15 protein-coding genes are annotated in these 17,701 nt (G+C 69.3%); 13 read left to right on the top strand and 2 right to left on the bottom strand.

The window, feature by feature from the left end:
• Window positions 1-95 precede the first annotated feature (95 nt).
• The 7 genes from G7Y50_RS03945 to nrdD all read left to right on the top strand — a co-directional run bounded on the left by G7Y50_RS03945 (window position 96) and on the right by nrdD (window position 5,963).
• On the top strand, window positions 96-1,985 hold the full coding sequence (locus tag G7Y50_RS03945; protein ID WP_165055202.1) for an energy-coupling factor transporter ATPase: 1,890 nt from the start codon (window positions 96-98) through the stop codon (window positions 1,983-1,985).
• The gene (locus tag G7Y50_RS03940; protein ID WP_165055204.1) at window positions 1,985-2,797 is read left to right on the top strand and encodes an energy-coupling factor transporter transmembrane protein EcfT; all 813 of its coding nucleotides are present in this window, start codon (window positions 1,985-1,987) and stop codon (window positions 2,795-2,797) included. Before G7Y50_RS03945 ends, G7Y50_RS03940 begins: the two co-directional genes overlap by 1 nt.
• Window positions 2,798-2,847: 50 nt before the next feature.
• Complete coding sequence (locus tag G7Y50_RS03935) at window positions 2,848-3,267, top strand: pyridoxamine 5'-phosphate oxidase family protein (protein WP_165055206.1); 420 nt, start codon at window positions 2,848-2,850, stop codon at window positions 3,265-3,267.
• Window positions 3,268-3,542: 275 nt separating this feature from the next.
• Window positions 3,543-4,106, top strand: a complete 564-nt coding sequence (gene folE / locus G7Y50_RS03930) for a GTP cyclohydrolase I FolE (RefSeq protein ID WP_165055208.1) — start codon at window positions 3,543-3,545, stop codon at window positions 4,104-4,106.
• Between the two features lie 305 nt (window positions 4,107-4,411).
• Window positions 4,412-4,687 carry an ACT domain-containing protein gene (locus tag G7Y50_RS03925; protein ID WP_165055210.1) on the top strand — a complete coding sequence of 92 codons (276 nt, stop codon included), beginning with the start codon at window positions 4,412-4,414 and terminating at the stop codon, window positions 4,685-4,687.
• Between the two features lie 247 nt (window positions 4,688-4,934).
• The gene (locus G7Y50_RS12150; protein WP_255464117.1) at window positions 4,935-5,069 is read left to right on the top strand and encodes a hypothetical protein; all 135 of its coding nucleotides are present in this window, start codon (window positions 4,935-4,937) and stop codon (window positions 5,067-5,069) included.
• Window positions 5,070-5,627: 558 nt separating this feature from the next.
• Window positions 5,628-5,963: an anaerobic ribonucleoside-triphosphate reductase gene (gene nrdD / locus G7Y50_RS03920; protein WP_165055212.1), complete on the top strand. Its 336-nt coding sequence runs from the start codon at window positions 5,628-5,630 to the stop codon at window positions 5,961-5,963.
• A 642-nt stretch (window positions 5,964-6,605) separates the two neighbouring features.
• Here the strand turns inward: nrdD and mscL are convergent.
• On the bottom strand, window positions 6,606-7,070 hold the full coding sequence (mscL, locus tag G7Y50_RS03915) for a large conductance mechanosensitive channel protein MscL (protein WP_165055214.1): 465 nt from the start codon (window positions 7,068-7,070) through the stop codon (window positions 6,606-6,608).
• 156 nt (window positions 7,071-7,226) lie between these two features.
• Here mscL and G7Y50_RS03910 point away from each other — a divergent pair, with 156 nt between their 5' ends.
• The 6 genes from G7Y50_RS03910 to G7Y50_RS03885 all read left to right on the top strand — a co-directional run bounded on the left by G7Y50_RS03910 (window position 7,227) and on the right by G7Y50_RS03885 (window position 16,770).
• On the top strand, window positions 7,227-8,618 hold the full coding sequence (locus G7Y50_RS03910; RefSeq protein ID WP_241159493.1) for an isochorismate synthase: 1,392 nt from the start codon (window positions 7,227-7,229) through the stop codon (window positions 8,616-8,618).
• Between the two features lie 12 nt (window positions 8,619-8,630).
• Window positions 8,631-10,673, top strand: coding sequence for a 2-succinyl-5-enolpyruvyl-6-hydroxy-3-cyclohexene-1-carboxylate synthase (gene menD, locus G7Y50_RS03905; protein ID WP_165052517.1), 2,043 nt, complete (start codon window positions 8,631-8,633; stop codon window positions 10,671-10,673).
• Window positions 10,674-10,679: 6 nt separating this feature from the next.
• On the top strand, window positions 10,680-11,522 hold the full coding sequence (locus G7Y50_RS03900) for an alpha/beta fold hydrolase (protein WP_165052506.1): 843 nt from the start codon (window positions 10,680-10,682) through the stop codon (window positions 11,520-11,522).
• Between the two features lie 82 nt (window positions 11,523-11,604).
• Window positions 11,605-12,444 carry a 1,4-dihydroxy-2-naphthoyl-CoA synthase gene (gene menB / locus G7Y50_RS03895; protein WP_165052495.1) on the top strand — a complete coding sequence of 280 codons (840 nt, stop codon included), beginning with the start codon at window positions 11,605-11,607 and terminating at the stop codon, window positions 12,442-12,444.
• Between the two features lie 43 nt (window positions 12,445-12,487).
• Window positions 12,488-15,226 (top strand): AMP-binding protein, encoded by a 2,739-nt coding sequence (locus tag G7Y50_RS03890; RefSeq protein WP_165052469.1) that lies wholly within the window; start codon window positions 12,488-12,490, stop codon window positions 15,224-15,226.
• A 224-nt stretch (window positions 15,227-15,450) separates the two neighbouring features.
• On the top strand, window positions 15,451-16,770 hold the full coding sequence (locus G7Y50_RS03885; protein WP_165052447.1) for a hemolysin family protein: 1,320 nt from the start codon (window positions 15,451-15,453) through the stop codon (window positions 16,768-16,770).
• A gap of 125 nt (window positions 16,771-16,895) precedes the next feature.
• Here the strand turns inward: G7Y50_RS03885 and G7Y50_RS03880 are convergent, their stop codons facing one another.
• Window positions 16,896-17,690, bottom strand: coding sequence for an amidohydrolase family protein (locus tag G7Y50_RS03880; RefSeq protein WP_165052436.1), 795 nt, complete (start codon window positions 17,688-17,690; stop codon window positions 16,896-16,898).
• Window positions 17,691-17,701 lie beyond the last annotated feature (11 nt).

Genomic DNA, 17,701 nt, shown 5'->3' with positions numbered 1-17,701 from the left:
GGGTGCGGGCGGCTTGCGCGGGCGCGCGGGCGCGCAAGCGCGGGAACCGCGCGGCCCGCGTCGGCGCAGGGCGAAGGAAGGCGGAGAGGAACCCCATGATCAGCTTCGAAGGCGTGCGCTTCACCTACGACGGCGCCGCGCCCGTGCTCGACGGCGTGGACTTGGACGTGGCCGCAGGCGAGTTCGTGTGCGTGCTCGGAGGCAACGGCAGCGGCAAGAGCACGCTGGCGAAGCACGCGAACGCGCTGCTCATGCCCGATGCGGGCTGCGTGCGCGTCGACGGCATGGACACGCGCGAGCCCGAGAGCCTCTATGCTGTGCGCGCGACGGCGGGCATGGTGTTCCAGAACCCCGACGACCAGATCGTGGCCAGCCTCATCGAGAACGACGTGGCGTTCGGCCCGGAGAACCTGGGGCTTCCCCCTGACGAGCTACGCCGGCGCGTCACGCATGCGCTGGCCGAGGTGGGGCTTGAGGGCTTCGAGAAGAAGGAGACCGCGGCGCTCTCGGGCGGGCAGAAGCAGCGCGTGGCCATCGCGGGCGTGCTCGCCATGGAGCCGAAGGTGCTCCTGCTCGACGAGGCGTCGGCCATGCTCGACCCGCGCGGGCGCTCGGGGCTTCTGCGCGTGTGCGCTGAGCTGCACGCGGCGGGCATGACGGTGGTGATGATCACGCACTTCATGGAGGAGGCGGTGCGCGCCGACCGCGTGGTGGTGCTCGAGGGCGGGCGCATCAAGCTCGAGGGCGCGCCGCGGGAGGTGTTCGCGCACGTGGACGAGCTGCGCGCGCTGAACCTGGAGGTGCCCTTCGCCGCCGACTTCTCCGCGCGCCTGCGCGCAGCTGGCGTGGAGGTGCCCCTCGAGATCGACGAGGGGCGGCTAGCGAACGAAGTGGTCGCGCGGTGGCGCGCGGCCGGCGGCGCGGGCGCGCAGGATGCGCAGGATGTGGGAAGCCCGGCGGGCGATCGCGGTGCGGCCGGCGGCGCGGGCACGTCGCGCGGCGCGCGAGCCGCGGAAGCCGAGGCCGCAGTGGACCCCGCAGCCCCTCAGCCGGCGGGCGCTCCCCTCATCACCTTCGAGCACGTCTCCTACGCCTATGACGCCGCTGCGGCGAAGCGGAGCCGCGCCTCCAAGCGCGCTCGCAAAGCCCCCGTCCAAGCGCCTGACTGGGGCAACAGCCCCGATGCGGTGTGGGCGCTGCGCGACGTGTCGCTCAGCGTGCGCGAGGGAGAGTTCCTCGGCATCGCGGGGCACACGGGGTCGGGCAAGTCGACGCTCATCCAGCACATGAACGGGCTTCTGCACCCCACGGCGGGGCGCGCGCTGGCGGGCGGTGCCGACCTGGCTGACAAGCGCGTGGCGCGCGAGGTGCGCGGCAGCGTGGGGCTGGTGCTCCAGTACCCTGAGCGGCAGCTCTTCGCCGCCACGGTGTATGACGACGTGGCGTTCGGCCCGCGCAACCTGGGCCTTCCCGAGGACGAGGTGGGCCGGCGCGTGCGCGCGTCGCTCGAGCGGGTCGGCCTCGACCCTGATGATCTCAGCGCGAAAAGCCCGTTCGAGCTCTCGGGCGGCCAGCAGCGCCGCGTGGCGTTCGCGGGCGTCTTGGCCATGCGCCCCCGCACGCTCGTCTTAGACGAGCCGGCCGCCGGCCTCGACCCCGCTGCGCGCCGCGACTTCCTCGACCTGATCGCGCGCTTGCACGCGCAGGGCATGACGGTGGTCATGGCGTCGCACAGCATGGACGACCTGGCGCGGCTGTGCTCGCGCGTGGCGGTGCTGAAGGAGGGCGAGCTGTTCGCCGTCGGCACGCCGCAGGAGATGTTCATGCGCGCAGACGAGCTGCGCTCGATCGGCCTGGGCGTTCCGGCGGCCCAGCGCATGGCGAACGCGCTGCGCGCGGAGGGCCTGCCGCTTGCGTCGGGCGTTCTGTACGACGAGCGCGCGCTCGCGCATGACCTGGCCGCGCTTTTGGGACGGAGCGCCTGATGGGACGCGTATTTTCGTTTGGCAGCTACTTTCCCGGCGACAGCGTGGTCCATCGGTGCGACCCGCGCGCCAAGCTCGTGCTGGCGTGCGCCTTCATCGTGACCGTGCTTCTATGCGCTGACTTCCTGGCGGTGGGCGCGTGCGCCGCCTTCGTGCTCGTCCTCTACGGGGTGGCGCGGCTTCCCGTGGGCAAGGCGGCCGCCTCGCTCGCGCCGCTCTCCCTCATCGTGGTGCTCGCGGCGCTGCTCAACCTGTTCGTGACGCAGGGCGGCGCCGTCTACGTGAGCCTCGGGTTCATCCAGATCAGCGAGGCGGGCGTGCGCGCATGCCTCTTCGTGGCGTCGCGCCTGGTCACCATGATCCTGGCCATGAGCCTCGTGACCATGACCACTACCACGCTCGACATCACCGAGGCGTTCGAGCATCTGCTCAGGCCGCTCGCACGCGTCGGCGTGCCAGCGCACGAGCTCGCGATGATCCTCGGGATCGCGCTGCGCTTCCTGCCGCAATTCGCCCAGGAGCTCGTCACCGTCTACCAGGCGCAGGTCAGCCGCGGCGCACGCTTCGCAGCCAGCCCGCTGGCGGGCGGGATGCGCGCGCTCACCGCGCTCGTGGTCCCGCTGTTTGCCAGCGCGTTCCGCCGCGCCGAGACGCTGGCGGGCGCCATGGACGCGCGCTGCTACCACGGCGGAGAGGGGCGCACGCGTCTTGTCCCGCTCGAGTTCCACGCGCGCGACGCCGTGGCCGCGGCGAGCGTGGCGGCCCTCGCCGCATGCGTGCTGGCGATCAACTTCGCGTCCCGCCTGACCTGACGGCGCGAGCGACCGAGAGCGACCGAGAAGGGGAAGAAAGGAACCCGCCCATGACGGCATCCGAAGGCATGCGCACCGTTCTCACGTACCTGACCAGCATCCCCGCGTGGTACCTGGCCACGAGCGTGGACGACCAGCCGCATGTGCGCCCGTTCAGCTTCGCCGCTGAGCAGGACGGCAAGATCTGGTTCTGCACGGCCACCACCAAAGACGTTTGGGAGGAGCTTGTGGCGAACCCGAAGTTCGAGGCCACGGCCTGGTGGCCGGGGCACGGCTGGCTCATCCTGCGCGGCGAGGCGGGGCTTGAGGACCGCGCGGGCGCCGCGATGCGCCAGGCGGGCTTCGACCACCTCTCCATGCTCGGCGAGCGCTACGCCGGCCCGGATGACCCTACGCTCGTATTCTTCTCGGTTGAGAACCCTTCGGCGTGGATCTGCACGCACGAGGAGTGGACGCCGGTCGAGCTATAGCGGCTGCGTGCGCGGACGAGCGTGCGGTGAGAGTGAGCGTGCGCTAGCGGCTGCGGCGAAGGCGGGTGCGCGTGCGCTCGCGCGGCTGTGGCGAAGGTGCGCGTGCGCTCGCGCGGCTGTGGCGCCTGCGGTGAGGGCGAGCGCTGCCGCGACGACGACGGCGCGTGGGCGCAGCTCCAGCTGTAGCGGTTGCGTGCGCGGGCGCGAAGCGGCGCGGCACGGAGCTGCTCCGTGCTATGATGTTCCGCATCCGTTTTGTGAGGAGTTTACCGACTGTGGACCATGCGAAGATAGAAGAAGGCGTGCGCCTCATCCTCGAGGGCGTCGGCGAGGACCCGACGCGCGAGGGGCTGCTCGACACCCCGGCGCGCGTGGCGCGCATGTACGAGGAGGTGTTCGCGGGCCTGACCGAGGACCCGACGCGGCACTTCGAGACGACGTTCGACGAGCATCACGAGGAGATGGTGCTGGTGAGCGACATCCCGTTCTACTCGATGTGCGAGCATCACCTGGTGCCGTTCTTCGGGAAGGCGCACGTGGCGTACATCCCCGCGGCCGACGGGCGCATTTGCGGGCTGTCGAAGCTGGCGCGCCTGGTGGAGGCGTTCGCGAAGCGCCCGCAGGTGCAGGAGCGGCTCACCAAGCAGGTGGCCGACACGCTCATGGAGCAGCTGCACCCGCAGGGCGTCATCGTGGTGATCGAGGCCGAGCACATGTGCATGAGCATGCGCGGCGTGAAGAAGCCGGGCAGCAAGACCACCACGAGCGCTGTGCGCGGCGTCTTCGAGAAGAGCGACGCCACGCGCGCCGAGGCGCTGTCGCTCATCTTGCGCAAGTAGCTCGCTGCGGCGCGGCAGTCGCGTCCTGCGGCTAGCGGGTGCGGTGCGCGGTTGACGATCGCGCCTTGTAGCTCTGGCGGCCACGTCCCGCGTTTGGCGGTCGCGCGTGGCGGCCTGGTTTGCGCTCGGCGATCGACAATCGCGCCTTGCGGCCCAAAGGCCGCGCCCTGCGGCGGCCGGGGTGCGGCGATTCTCCGCTCGCTCTGCGCGGCGGGCATTTGCGAATGTTTCACGTGAAACACTCGTTCGCGATGGATTACTATGAGTTGCAGCCGTTTTTCGGGATGCGAGGGAAGGATCAACCAATGAAGTGCGTCATTTCCGTTCTGGGCAAGGACCGCAGCGGCATCGTCGCGGCAGTCGCCACCACGTTGGCCGAGTGCAGCGCCAACATCGACGACATCTCGCAGACCATCCTGGGTGAGGGCGAGATCTTCTCGATGACCATGCTCGTGACGCTGGTCCCCGAGGCCTGCGACTTCAACACCGTGCAGGAGAAGCTCGCCGCCGTCGGCGAGGAGCTCGGCGTGCAGGTAATCATCCAGCGCGAGGACGTCTTCCAGTTCATGTACAAGATCTAACGCAGCCAAGCGAATCGCGTAAATCGCATAACCCCAGTTCACAAGCTCGCATATGCGAGCTTGCGGGGGCTTCTCCATCAGCCTTAGCGCATTATGCGACACGCGAGTCTGACGTTTGGACGGTGTGGCATGTTGGCGCGAAATGAGGCACATGCATTACTGATAGGGCGGCGCGGATTTGATAAGATCGGGTGACTAGCGAAGTCCGCGTGCGGGCGGAGCCTGACTGCAAAGGAGGGCGATGCCTATGGATGAAATTCTGTTTGCCTTGGCCGTAGCGGCCAACATAGCGAGCCTGGTTAGCCTAGGCATAACGCTATGGCAGGACTATAAGCACCGACGGATGAAGCGGGAGAAGAAGAGAGGGGCTAGAGGCAACTAGCCCCTCGGTTCGTCAGTACCGCTCCGCCCGCCCCCAGTTAACATCAAACGGGCTTCGCTAGTACAGCCTGATTATAACATGGCCGCGTGAAGGCCGCTTCCTTCTGCGCGCAACAATACGGTCTTGATAGTGGTTTTCCCGTGCACGCAACGCGCGAACACGAGACGTATGTGCATGCGACGCGCACCCTCGACCCCGGCTCTCTTCGGTGCGCGACGACAAGGTGTCGGTCTGGGCGTTTCCTTTGCGCGCGGTGTGCTTGTGCCGCTCGCTGCGCTGTCTGCCGCGCCGTTCACCGGGTGGTTTCCTAAATGCTATAAAATTAGTAGCATTTAGGGGCGGGAGTGTGGTAAGGTGCCTTCTGTGATTATTCACGCGAATGCCTCGGCTTGGCCAGCCCCCTCAGCCGCTCAGGTTGTCAGGCGATCAGGCAGCTTGCTCGACGTCTCAGGCAGTCTGCCTCGACAACGGCGCGGGCTGTCAGGTGACCCGTCTGGCGACTGGCTTGGCTTGCCGAAGGCTCGCGCTTCATATCAGGACCGTCAGAAGGAGCCCATCATGACCGCAACGTGCACCACGGACAAGATCACGCTCGACGGCGTTGCCATCGAGGTCAACTACGCCAGCGAGGCCGACGTCCGCGTCAGCGACGACGAGATTCGCGCCTATCTCAAGCGCGGCTACGAGAAGTTCCCGCACGGCAAGCTGGAGTCCCTCACGCTCGACGTGGAGGGCGAGGACGTGGGCATCCACTACGGCTTGGCACCCGCGCAGTTCGACCGCATCCGCCGCATCACGGGCTACCTGGTGGGGACGCTCGACCGCTTCAACGACGGCAAGCGCGCCGAGGAGCGCGACCGCGTGAAGCACGCCGTTCCCGCCTGCTGCCGCTAAGGGCTGCGGCGCCTGCAGGGTGTCTATGTCCGCGAGCGCTATGACCTCCCTGTCGTTCTGGGCAAAGTGCTCGCATCTGCGAGCGCCATGCTCCCTGTTATTCTGAATGGAGTGCGTACGGGACGTTGAGCTACGGCATTCCGGACGCCAGTCGTCACCCTATGTCATCCTGAGCGGAGCGCCCGCAGGGCGCGGAGTCGAAGGATCTGGTCGTGAGCAGGTTGCGCATGCGGGCGCGCCGTGCCCGAGGCCGGATCCTTCGACTCGCTTCGCTCGCTCAGGATGACATAAACGAGCGGAAGGGAAGGGGCGCAGCCTGAGCCCGCGTTGCGCATGCGAGTGCGCCGAGCCTGGGGCCAGATCCTTCGACTCGCTTCGCTCGCTCAGGATGACACGAGATGAGGTTGCTCGCTCAGGATGACGCGGGGAAAGGTCTTCGTAACAGGGGGATCTCTCTTGGGATGGCAAGGGACATGGTCCCATTTGGGATGGCATGAGTGCATGAGGGAAGGGGGCGCAACTTGGGTTGCGCCCCCTTCCCTCATGCGTGCTGCTTTTTTGCGAGCCTCCCTTACGCCTCGACTCATTTTTTTGAGGGTAGACTCAACTCCGTCAAGAGGGATGGCCTTTGCGAGCTTCCGCTTATGCCTCGGCCGGCTTCGTGGTGGCCTCGGCGGGCTTGGCGAACTCGCCGGCGCAGTGCGGGCAGCGGGTGGCGCCCGCCTTCACCTCTTCGAGGCAGAACGGGCAGGTGGGCGGCACCTCGACGACCTCCTCGCCATCCTTGTTGCGGTGCAGCACCTTCTCGCCGGCGGTCTGGATCTTGTTCAGGGCCTTCACCAGGAGGAAGACCACGAACGCCACGATCAGGAAGTTGATGCAGGCGCTGATGAACGCGCCGAAGTCGATCTCGGTGCCGGGGATTACGAGGCCCGAGATGGCGTCCGCGCCGCCGCCTGCGATGACGTTGATGAGCGGGTTGATGATGTTGGTGGTCAGCGACGTGACGATGGCCGTGAACGCGCCGCCGATGATGACGCCGACTGCCAGGTCCATTACGTTGCCGCGGTTGATGAATTCCTTGAATTCGTTCAGGAATCCCTTCATGTGCTCTCCTCCTTCAAGTGCGTGTCGTGCAAGGGCCGAAGACCCCGATGGTGCGACGAAACAGTATAGCGGGCATGGTAGAATTTCCCAAAGAATTCAGCCCGGCAGCACGGCATTTTCCGCGGTCGGGCGCGTTTGCGCAGGACGAGAGGTGCCATGACCAAGATATTCTCCCTGACCAAGCCCATCGACGCTGACATCGTCGACGCGTTCTGCGTGCTGCAGAAGGGCTTCACCGACCAGTTCGTCTACTACGACAAGCAGCGCAAGGCGCGCTACATGGGGCTCGGGCGCTGCATCGCCCTGCCCTCCCTGGAGGACGTGGATTACGAGTACGAGAACGGGAACGCGCGCGGGGCGGCCGGCGCGGGCACCGCTGACCCAGCGACCGGCGCGGGCGCCCCGCGCGCCGCGGGCGCCCCGCGCGCCGCGGGCGCCGTGGCCCCCGCCGGTCCCGCGGCTGGCAGCGCCGCCGTCGCGACCCCCGTCGACCAGCCGGCCGTGTTCTTCTCCTTCAATCGCTTCGACGCCGAGAACCCCGCGCCTGCCGACGAGCTGTTCTGCGCGTTCCCGCGGCTGCGCTTCATGCTGCCCGAGGTGGTGCTCATCGAGAACGAGCGCGGGCGCCTGCTGCAGGTGAACTCGCTGAGCCCGGTGTACGCCGGGCGCGTGGAGCGGTTCACGCGCCTCTGCGCCAACGCGCCGCGCCGTGTGCGCACGCGCATCCCGTACACGCTCGAGCCCGACTCGCGTGAGGCGTGGCGCGCCGCCATGGGCGAGGCGCTCGCCGCCATCGAGGAGGGGCGCGTGAGCAAGGTGGTGCTCTCGCGGCGCCTCAGGCTTGTGGCGGAGCACCCGTTCTCGTCGAAGGACCTGCTGGTGAACCTCATCGACGGCAGCGCGCGCGGCACGGTGGTCATGTACCGCTACGCGGACGTGTTCTTCTGCGGCTGCACGCCCGAGCTTCTGGTGCGCAAGCGCAGAGACGTGGTCGAGTCGGCCTGCGTGGCGGGAACGTGCCCGGCGGGCGCGGATGAGCAGGAGCGCGCGCGGCTGGCAGCCGAGCTCATGGCCGACGCGAAGAACCGTGCCGAGCACGACTACGTGGTGCGCTTCATCCGCAACGTGCTCTCGCGCGCGTGCTACGACGTGGACGTTCCCGCCACGCCCCAGATCATGCCGCTCGCGCACGTGCAGCACCTCCACACCCCCGCGCGGGCGCGCGTGCTCGACGGCGTCGACCTGTGGTCGCTCATGGAGGACCTCCATCCCACGCCGGCCACGAGCGGCACGCCGGTCGGCGAGGCGAAGATGCTCATCCGGCGCATCGAGGCGTACAACCGCGGGCTCTACGTGGGCGCGGCGGGCTTCGTGGACGGCTCGGGCGACGGGGAGTTCTCGGTGGCGCTGCGCACAGGGGTGTTCGACGGCGAATGCGGCTGGGTGTACGCGGGCTGCGGCATCGTGAGCGGAAGCGACGCCGACGCCGAGTACGACGAGATCGACCTCAAGCTGCGCACCGTCCTGAGCGCGTTCGGCGAAGAGTAGCGGAGGGGCGGCATGGCGAAGCAGGAGATCACGCATGCGCAGGCAACCGCGCTGTGGGTGGCGGCGTTCTTCGACGAGCTCGTGCGCTGGGGCGTGCGCGACGTGGTGGTGAGCCCGGGGTCGCGCTCGACGGCGCTGGCCATGGCGGCGTTCGAGCTGAGCCGGCGCGCGCCGGAGCGGCTGCGCCTCTACGTCGACGTCGACGAGCGGGGGGCGGCCTTCTTCGCGCTGGGGTTGGCGAAGGCGAGCGGCCGGCCGGCGGTCGTGGTGTGCACGTCGGGGACGGCGCTGGCGAACTACTATCCGGCGGTGATGGAGGCGGAGACCTCGCGGGTGCCGCTCGTGGTGCTCTCGGGCGACCGCCCGCCGCAGCTGCAGGGCCTCGGCGCGCCTCAGACCACCGACCAGCTGAAGGCGTACGGCGACCATGTTCAGGTGTTCCGGGCGATGCCGCTGCCGAGCGCGCGTGAGCGTGACCTGGCGTTCGTGCGGCAGGCGGCGCGCGAGGCGTGCCTGGCGGCGCTCGGCGGCGCGGCGGCGGACGAGCGGGCGGTCGCGGGTGCGACGGCGAGCCCGTGTGCCGCTGCGCCCGCGGATACGGTGGGCGTGCGTGCTGTTGCGCGTGCGGCGGAGGCGGGCGCGACGACGGCGGGCGCAGGCTCGGCCGACCCGCAGGTGGCCTCGCGCGGATGCGCGCGCATGGCGGGGCCCGTGCACGTGAACTTCCCCTTCGACGAGCCGCTCAAGCCGGACTTCCCGGGGGCAGACGCCGTGGCGGGCGGCGACGCGTTCGCCGTGGCGCGCCGCGTCCCGGCGCTGCGGGACGTACCGTCGCCGCTGGTCGCGGGGCGCACGGTGCTCGACGCGGAGGCGCTCGAGCGGATCGGGGGGCTCTTGCGCGGCCGCCGCGCGCTCGTGCTCGCGGGCGAGGGCACGTGCTCGACGCTCTCCGAGGCGCGCGAGGTCGTCGCGTGGGCGCACGCGCTGGGGCTGCCGCTTCTGGCCGACCCGCTCTCGGGCCTGCGCAGCGTCGACGCGCTCGAGGTCATCGACAACTACGACAACATCTGCCGCCAGGCCGACTGCCCCGCGCCCGACGCGGTCATCCGCTTCGGGCGCTACCCCGTCTCCAAGCACGCGACCATCATGGCGGGCAAGGCGGCGCTCTCGGTGGTGGTCGACGTGGCGCAGACGCGCGACTTCCACTTCGCCACCGACCTGCTCGTGAGCTCCTCGCCGCTCGACTTCGCGCGCAACGCGTGGAGGCAGGAGCCTGACGCGGGCCAGCGGGCGTTTTGCGCGGAGTGGGTCGCGCGCAACGCCGCGGAGCGCGATCGCATCGCCAGCGTGGGCGCGCCGGGATCCGCCGCGCCTTCCGTGACCTCCGTGTCTGCGATCGAACCCGAGCCCGAGCTCCCCTCCGTCACGGCTCCCGTGTCCGCGCCCGTCGCAGACGCTCTCGACCAGTTCGAAGGCGCCTACGTGCGCGCGCTGCTCGAGCTGGCGCCTGCGGGCTCGTGCGTGTTCTCGGCGAACTCGATGGCCGTGCGCGCCGTGGACACCTTCTACACGAAGGGCGGCAAGCCCCTGTGCGTGCTCTGCAACCGCGGCCAGAACGGCATTGACGGCACCACCTCCACGGCGCTCGGCGCGGCGCAGCACTTCGCTCAGACCACGTTCGTTACGGGCGACTTCACCCTGCTGCACGACTTGAGCGCGCTCGCCCTGCAGCGCGAGCTCATGGTGCACCACGCCCCGGCGCGCTCGATGGTGATCGTGCTTCTGAACAACAACGGCGGCGCCATCTTCGACATGCTGCCCCAGGCGTCTGACGAGGCGTACTTCGAGCGGCTGTTCCTCGTGCCGCAGGACGTGCGGTTCGAGGACGCGACGCGCGCCTTCGGCGTCCCGTACCGCCGCGCGCGCACGGTGGGGGAGTTCGCGGAGGCTTATCGCGGGCTTCTGGGCACGCCGGGCATCAGCCTCATCGAGGTGCGCACCCCGCTGCGGGGCGTGCGCGAGCGTTACGGGAGGTTCCAGGGGCAGGGAAGGTAGGGCCGCATGACGACGTTCGTTCTGCTGCACGGCTTCGCGCAGAGCACGCGCGCGTGGGATGAGGTCGCGCGTCTCCTGCGGGCGCAAGGACACGAGGCGTGCGCCTTCGACCTGGGGGAATGCGCGTGTGAGGGACTTGACCTGGCGGGCGTCTGCGAACGGGTCGCCCGCGCATGCGAGGACGCTGCCCTTCCCGTCCTCGCCCGCCCCGCGCCGGCGTCCCCCGCCGCGTCTCCCGGCTCCAGCGGCATCCCCGCCCCCGCCCTTCCCGTCCTCGTGGGCTACTCCATGGGCGGCCGCATCGCGCTCGAGGCGCTCGTGCGCTGCGGCTCCGGGGACAGGGGCCTGCCCGTCGTGGGGATCGTGCTCGAGAGCGCGGGCCTCGGCCCCGTCGACGACGCCGCGCGCGCGGCCTTCGCGGCCCGCAGCGCCGCATGGGTTCGCAGCGTGCGCGAGCAGGGCGTCGCGGCCTTCATGGAGGCGTGGGCGGATCTTCCGCTGTTCGCCTCGCAGCGTGCGCTGCCCGCCTCGGTGCGCGCCCGCGTGCAGGCCGAGCGCGTGAGCAACGCGCCCGCGGCCCTCGTCTGGCAGCTCGAGGAGCTCGGCCAGCACCGCCAGGCGGACGAGGCCGCCTCGCTTGCCGCCCTCGCCCGCGCCGCGGACGCGGGCACGCCCGTGCTCTACCTGGCCGGGGAGCTCGACGAGAAGTACGCCGCCCTCGCCCGCCGCGTGGATGAGGGCGCACCCGCCGCCCGCGTCAAGCTCGTCGCGGGAGCGGGGCACAACACACACTTGGAGCAGGCTCAATCTTTTGTCGCGGCCCTGGTGAGCTTCGCTCGGAATAATTGAGTAAAACGCCCCGCACGCTGCACGAATCGCGTGCGGAGCGCTATCATGGCATCATTGCGCAGCCAACTGAATAGGGAGCACCATGACCGACATCCTATGGAAGCCGGGCAAGCAGTATCGCGAGATCATCTACGAGACCTGCGACGGCATCGCCAAGATAACCATCAACCGACCGCAGCGCCGCAACGCGTTCACGCCGCTCACGGTGAACGAGATGTACGACGCATTCACCGTCGCGCGCGACGACGCGGAGATCGGCGTCATCGTCCTCACGGGAGCCAACCACGGCGGGCGCCACGAGGACGAGGCGTTCTGCTCGGGCGGCGACCAGAAGATCCGCGGCAACGGCGGCTACGTGGGCGAGGACTCCATCCCGCGCCTGAACGTGCTCGACCTGCAGCGCCTCATCCGCATCGTGCCCAAGCCGGTGATCGCCATGGTGAACGGCTACGCCATCGGCGGCGGGCACGTGCTGCACATCCTGTGCGATCTGTCCATCGCGGCCGACACGGCGAAGTTCGGGCAGACGGGCCCGAAGGTGGGCAGCTTCGACGCGGGCTACGGCGCGGGGTATCTGGCCGACATCGTGGGCCAGAAGAAGGCGCGCGAGATCTGGTATCTGTGCCGCCAGTACACCGCGGCCGAGGCGCTCGAGATGGGCCTGGTCAACAAGGTGGTTCCCTTCGACGAGCTCGAAGCGGAGTGCGTGAGCTGGGCGCGCGAGATGATGCAGTTCTCGCCCACGGCGCTGCGCCTCATGAAGGCATCGTTCAACGCGGCCACCGACGGCCTGGCGGGCCTCCAGCAGCTCGGGGGCGACGCCACGCTTCTGTACTACACCACCGACGAGGCGAAGGAGGGCCGCGACGCGTTCAAGGAGAAGCGCGCGCCCGACTTCACCCAGTTTCCGAAGTTCCCCTGAGAGCCGCGCTGAGGCGCGGCAGGCGAGAGGACCTGCTCAAGCCATGATCAACGCCTTCGAAACGACGGCTCGGCGTCACCCCGACCAGGTGTTCTTCACGTTCGCGGACGCCGCGGGCCGCAAGGTGCCCTGCACGTACCGCCGCGCGCGCATCGCGGCCGCGGCCCTCGCGCGCCTGCTGCGCCGGAAGGCGGCGCGGGCGGGGTCGGTCGTAGTGGTCGATCTGCCCAACTGCCCCGAGTTCGTGCTGCTGGTGCTGGCCGCGGCCTACGGCGGCTTCCCGCTCGTGACGCTCAACCACCGCCTCGGCGAGAAGGAGAAGCTCGCGCGCCTGCTCGAGCTTGACCGCGAGGGCGTGAAGGTTGCCTACACGGTCGACGAGACGACCTCCCCTGCGCTGATCGCGCAGATCGAGGCGGTGTTCTCCGAAGAGGGCGATGCGTTCGCGCACGACATCGGGCGCGTGAGTCGCGTGGCGGTGACGGAGCGCCAGACCGCGGTCGAGGACGCCATCCACTTTGCCGAGCGGGCCGCGCACCTGTTCGACGCCGACGACCGCGCCGTCGTCATGTTCACCTCGGGGACCACGGGGCGCCCGAAGGCGGTCGCGCTCACGTGGCGGCAGCTCTCGGACGCGGCGCGCGCCGCGAACCGCGCGCTCGGCAGCGGCGGCGCGCTGTGGCAGGCCGTCCTGCCGTTCTGCCACATCGGCGGCTTGCAGGTGCTCGTGCGCTCGATCGAGGGCGGCACGCCGCTTCTGGTCTACGGGCGCTTCGACGCGGAGCGACTCCTGCGCGATGCGGCCGAGGCGGGCGCCACGCACGTCTCGGTGGTGGACAAGATGCTGCAGGACCTGCTTGCGGCCGACGCCGAGGCGGGCGGCGGCCTGCTCGCGCGCTACCGCTGCGTCCTTCTGGGTGGCGGCGCGCTGAACCCGCGGACGCTCGAGCGCTCGTGTGAGGCGCACGTGCGCGTGCATGCGAGCTACGGCATGACCGAGACCTCCAGCCTGATCGCAAGTTCCCTGGTCACGCAGCGGTTCTCGGGTGGGCTCGCCCTTCTGGGCGGCTACGAGGCGCGCATCGTGGAGCCTGACGCCGAGGGCTTCGGGCGCCTGGCGGTGCGCGGCCCGGGCGTCTTCGAGGGCTACCTCAACGCGCGCGCGGCGTTCACGGTCGACGGCTTCTTCCTCACCGGCGACGTGGCGGCCCTGCGCGGGCGGCTCCTCTTCGTGAAGGAGCGCACGTCCGACATGTTCGTGTCGGGCGGGGAGAACATCTACCCCGCCGAGATCGTGGCGGCCCTGCGCCGCATCGAGGGCGTGTCGGACGCGCACGTGTTCGGCGTGCCCGACGCCACGTGGGGGCGGCGGCCCGTGGCCGTGGTCGAGCGCTCGCGCGCCGACGTACAGCCCGAGCACGTGGAGCGCGCCGTCCGCGCGAGCCTGTCGAAGCTCACCAGGCCGAAGGCCGTCATGATGGTCGACCAGCTGCCGCGCGCCGGCATCGGGAAGGTGGACCGCGCCGCGGCCGAGCGGCTCTACGAGCAGCGCGTCGAGGTGGAGCGCGTCATCCTGCACCACGTGCGCCTGCCTTTCCGGACGCCCTTCAAGACGGCGAAGGCGACGCTTTCGCACCGCGACCTCATCATCGTCGAGGTGGTCGACCACGCGGGGCGCGTGGGGCTCGGCGAGTGCGTGGCGTTCGCGACCGACTGGTACCTGCCCGAGACGCTCGCAGATGACGCGCGCTTTTTGGAGGAGGTGCTCGCGCCGTTCGCGCGCGGGCGCGCCTTCGTCCACCCGCGCGAGGCATTCGACGCGTTTTCGCAGATCAGCGGGACCCAAGCGCACCCCATGGCCGTGTGCGCCCTGGAGAGCGCGCTATGGGACCTGTTCGGGCACATCCAGGGCGAGCCGCTGTGGAAGCTCGTCGGCGAGGAGCACGAGCGCCTCTGCGCGCTGTGGGAGGAAGGCGCGCACGTGCCGTTCCCGCAGCTGCCGCGCGCGGTGACGGCGAAGGGCAGCCAGGCGATGGTGCGCGCGGGCGCCGTGGTGGGCATGGGGGAGGCGCCCGAGGTGGTCGCGGCTGTGCGCGAGGCGGTGGCCGCGGGCTACAAGCGCATGAAACTCAAGATCGCGCCTGGCCAGGGGCTTGCGGCCGTGCGCTCCGTGCGCGAGGCGCACCCGCACCTGCTCGTCACGCTCGACGCGAACCGGAGCTTTTCGATGCGCGACCTCGACGAGCTGCGCGCCTACGACGAGCTGGGCGTGGGCTGGATCGAGGAGCCGCTCGACGTGAGCCGCCCGAGCTTCGACGGCGTGCGCGACGCGCTCTCGCGGCTCGCGAACCTGCAGCGCACGCTGTCGACGCCGGTGTGCGTGGACGAGTCGTACGTGACCGCGGCTGACGCCGAGCGCATCCTGCGCTACCGCGACCTGCGCTGCATCGTCGTGAAGATCGCGAAGTTCGGCGGCATCGAGCCCGCGCTGCGCTTCATCGTGCAGGCGCAGGCGTGCGGGCGCGAGGTGTGGATGGGCGGCATGTACGACACGGGCGTGTCGAAGCGCATGCACGCCGCGTTCGAGACGCTCCCGGGCGTCATCGTGCCGGGGGACGTGGGCGCCACGGCGCGCTACTTCGACGTCGACGTCACTGACCCGCCCTACGAGGCGGCGCGCGGCTACGTGCTGCTCAACGGCGAGGGGCACGAGGCGGGCCTGGGGTGCGCGCTTGACGACAGCGCGCTTGCGAAGGTGAGGGTCGCCCGCGTGGAGGTGTAGCGGGCGTTGGTCGTGCGCGGCGTGGCGGTAGCGCCCGTCGCATGGCGTAGCGGTAGCGCGCGCCGGCCGTCCGCAGCTCGCCCCGCCGCGCGGCGCCTGTGCCCCTTCGCCCCCTCACCTGTGAATGTGTTGCGGGTTTCGCGCCCTCCATCTCCGCTGATCCTCTTGATCCCTTACGATGGAAGCAAGTCTGTATGCACTTCAAGGAGGATCATCCGCTTCAAATGAATATCGCGATTAGTCTGGTCTTGGTTGTCCTGTTCCTGTTGATGAACGCGTTCTTCGTGATCGCCGAGTTTTCGCTGGTGCGTGTGCGCAAGTCGCAGCTCGAGATCGCAGTCGAGGAGGGCAAGCGCGGCGCGAAGAACGCCAAGACGGTCGCCGAGAACGTGAACGCGTACCTGTCCGCCTGCCAGCTCGGCATCACGCTGGCGTCGCTGGCGCTCGGCTGGCTGGGTGAGCCGGCGTTCTCCGAGCTCATCCGCCCGCTGTTCGTGATGCTGCACCTGCCCGAGGCCGCCATCTCCGTGGTGGCCGTGGCCATCGGCTACTTCATCATGACCACGCTGCACGTGGTGGTGGGCGAGCTCATCCCCAAGTCGTTCGCCATCTTCTCCACCGAGAAGTACGCGCTCATGACGGCCACGCCGCTTATCTGGTTCTACAAGATCACCTACCCCGTGATGCTGCTGTTCAACGGCATCACCAACAGCGTCGTGCGCCTGTGCGGGCACGATCCGGCCAACGAGCACGAGGTGTACACCGGCGAGGAGATCAAGCTGCTGATCGACGAGTCCACGGAGAGCGGGCTCATCAACCCCGAGCAGAACGAGTTCGTGGACAACATCTTCGACTTGGGCGACAAGGACGCCGAGGCCATCATGACGCCGCGCACCGACGTGGTGTGCCTGGACCTCGAGGACACGCTCGAGGAGAACCTCGAGACCATCCGCCAGTACCGCTACACGCGCTACCCGGTGTGCCGCGGGTCGAAGGACCACGTGGTGGGCTTCGTGCACATGAAGGACTTCTTCGGCGTGTCGGCTGACGCGTCCATGGAAGAGTGGAACGTCCGCGAGCTGCCGGCGGTGCCCGACACGATGTCGATCGCGCGCCTGCTCGAGACGATGCAGGTGAAGCGCACCGAGATCTGCGTGGTGGTCGACGAGCACGGCGGCACGGCGGGTATCGTCACCATGTCCGACGTGATGGAGCAGATCGTGGGGCGCATCGACGACGAGTACGTGCACGACGTGGAGGACGAGATCGTCGCGCTGCCCGACGGCACCTACCTTGTCGATGGCGCGCTGGCCATCGACGAGCTGGCGGAGTTCCTCGACTTCAGGCCCGAGGAGGCCGACGAGGTGGAGACGGCGGGCGGCCTGCTGCTCGCGCTGTTCGACCGCATCCCGGCCGAGGGCGACGTGACGCAGCTCGCGCACCGCGGCACGAAGGTGACGTTCACCGTGTTCGACATGGACCGCCACCGCATCGACAAGATCGGCATGCGGATCGACCGCCCCGAGGAGCCCGAGGAGGAGTAGGCGCGGCGGGTGCGGGTGCGTGGCAGGCTGGTTGTGCGGGCGCGGGTGCTGGCGGGCTGGACGTGGGCGGGCGGCCCGCTGCCTGCTGCTCGCGGCCTGCTGCTCGCAGCGTGCGCGGCCTTGGGCTACTCCACCTTGAACCCGAGGAAGCGCTCGGCGTTGTGCCAGGTGAGGTTCTCCAGTTCGTCGTCGGTGAAGGGCAGCGCGGTGTACATCTCGAGCTCGCGCACGGGGCTCCACATGGGGAAGTCCGAGCCGAACATGAGGCGGTCGGTGCCGTAGAGCTTCGTGAGCTCGTAGGTGCGGCGCGGGCCGAGGAAGGTCTGCGCGCTCGACATGTCGAGGAAGCAGCGCTCGTTCTCGAGCAGCTCGAACGCGAGGTCGAAGATCGACCAGCCGCCGAAGTGGGCGGCGTTCACCACCAGGTTCGGGAACGTGTGCAGGATCTTCTTCAAGCGCCGCGGGTGCGAGTAGTCGTAGCGGTAGTCGCCGGTGTGCATGACGAGCGGCAGCCGTCCCTCGATGATCTCGTAGATGCGCATGAGGCGCGGGTCGTCCATGTTGACGCCCTGCGTGTCGGGGTGCAGCTTCACGCCCTTGAGGCCGAGCCCGATGATGCGTTCGATCTCCGCCTCGGGGTTGGGAAAGTCCTGGTGCAGCGTGGCGAAGCCGATGAAGCTGGGGTGCGCGGCGCACTGCGCGGCGATGAAGTCGTTGATCGAGGGCACCTGCGCGGGCTTCGTGGCCACCGAGTACACCAGGTGGTGCGTGATGGGGGAGCCTTCGCACGTGCTGATCAGGCCGTCTGCCGAGCCGTCGCCCTCGGCCATGCTGACGAGGTAGAAGTCGCCGACGCTCTTCACGGCGCGCGCGGCGATCTTGTCAGGGTAGATGTGGCAGTGGCAGTCGATGACGGTCATGGGCGGTGCTC

It is taken from the genome of Adlercreutzia sp. ZJ176 (assembly GCF_011038975.1).
In the GTDB taxonomy this organism is placed as follows: Bacteria; Actinomycetota; Coriobacteriia; order Coriobacteriales; family Eggerthellaceae; genus CAAEEV01.
Note: the sequence above shows the minus strand (reverse complement) of the source record. Positions and strands in the feature narration are given on the sequence as shown.

Bases quoted from the DNA above. Each gene is read 5' to 3' on its own strand.
- G7Y50_RS03945 (WP_165055202.1), top strand. From the start codon at position 96: ATGATCAGCTTCGAAGGCGTGCGCTTCACCTACGACGGCGCCGCGCCC.
- G7Y50_RS03940 (WP_165055204.1), top strand. From the start codon at position 1,985: ATGGGACGCGTATTTTCGTTTGGCAGCTACTTTCCCGGCGACAGCGTG.
- G7Y50_RS03935 (WP_165055206.1), top strand. From the start codon at position 2,848: ATGACGGCATCCGAAGGCATGCGCACCGTTCTCACGTACCTGACCAGC.
- G7Y50_RS03925 (WP_165055210.1), top strand. From the start codon at position 4,412: ATGAAGTGCGTCATTTCCGTTCTGGGCAAGGACCGCAGCGGCATCGTC.
- G7Y50_RS12150 (WP_255464117.1), top strand. From the start codon at position 4,935: ATGGATGAAATTCTGTTTGCCTTGGCCGTAGCGGCCAACATAGCGAGC.
- nrdD (WP_165055212.1), top strand. From the start codon at position 5,628: ATGACCGCAACGTGCACCACGGACAAGATCACGCTCGACGGCGTTGCC.
- mscL (WP_165055214.1), bottom strand. From the start codon at position 7,070: ATGAAGGGATTCCTGAACGAATTCAAGGAATTCATCAACCGCGGCAAC.
- G7Y50_RS03910 (WP_241159493.1), top strand. From the start codon at position 7,227: ATGACCAAGATATTCTCCCTGACCAAGCCCATCGACGCTGACATCGTC.
- menD (WP_165052517.1), top strand. From the start codon at position 8,631: ATGGCGAAGCAGGAGATCACGCATGCGCAGGCAACCGCGCTGTGGGTG.
- G7Y50_RS03900 (WP_165052506.1), top strand. From the start codon at position 10,680: ATGACGACGTTCGTTCTGCTGCACGGCTTCGCGCAGAGCACGCGCGCG.
- menB (WP_165052495.1), top strand. From the start codon at position 11,605: ATGACCGACATCCTATGGAAGCCGGGCAAGCAGTATCGCGAGATCATC.
- G7Y50_RS03890 (WP_165052469.1), top strand. From the start codon at position 12,488: ATGATCAACGCCTTCGAAACGACGGCTCGGCGTCACCCCGACCAGGTG.
- G7Y50_RS03885 (WP_165052447.1), top strand. From the start codon at position 15,451: ATGAATATCGCGATTAGTCTGGTCTTGGTTGTCCTGTTCCTGTTGATG.
- G7Y50_RS03880 (WP_165052436.1), bottom strand. From the start codon at position 17,690: ATGACCGTCATCGACTGCCACTGCCACATCTACCCTGACAAGATCGCC.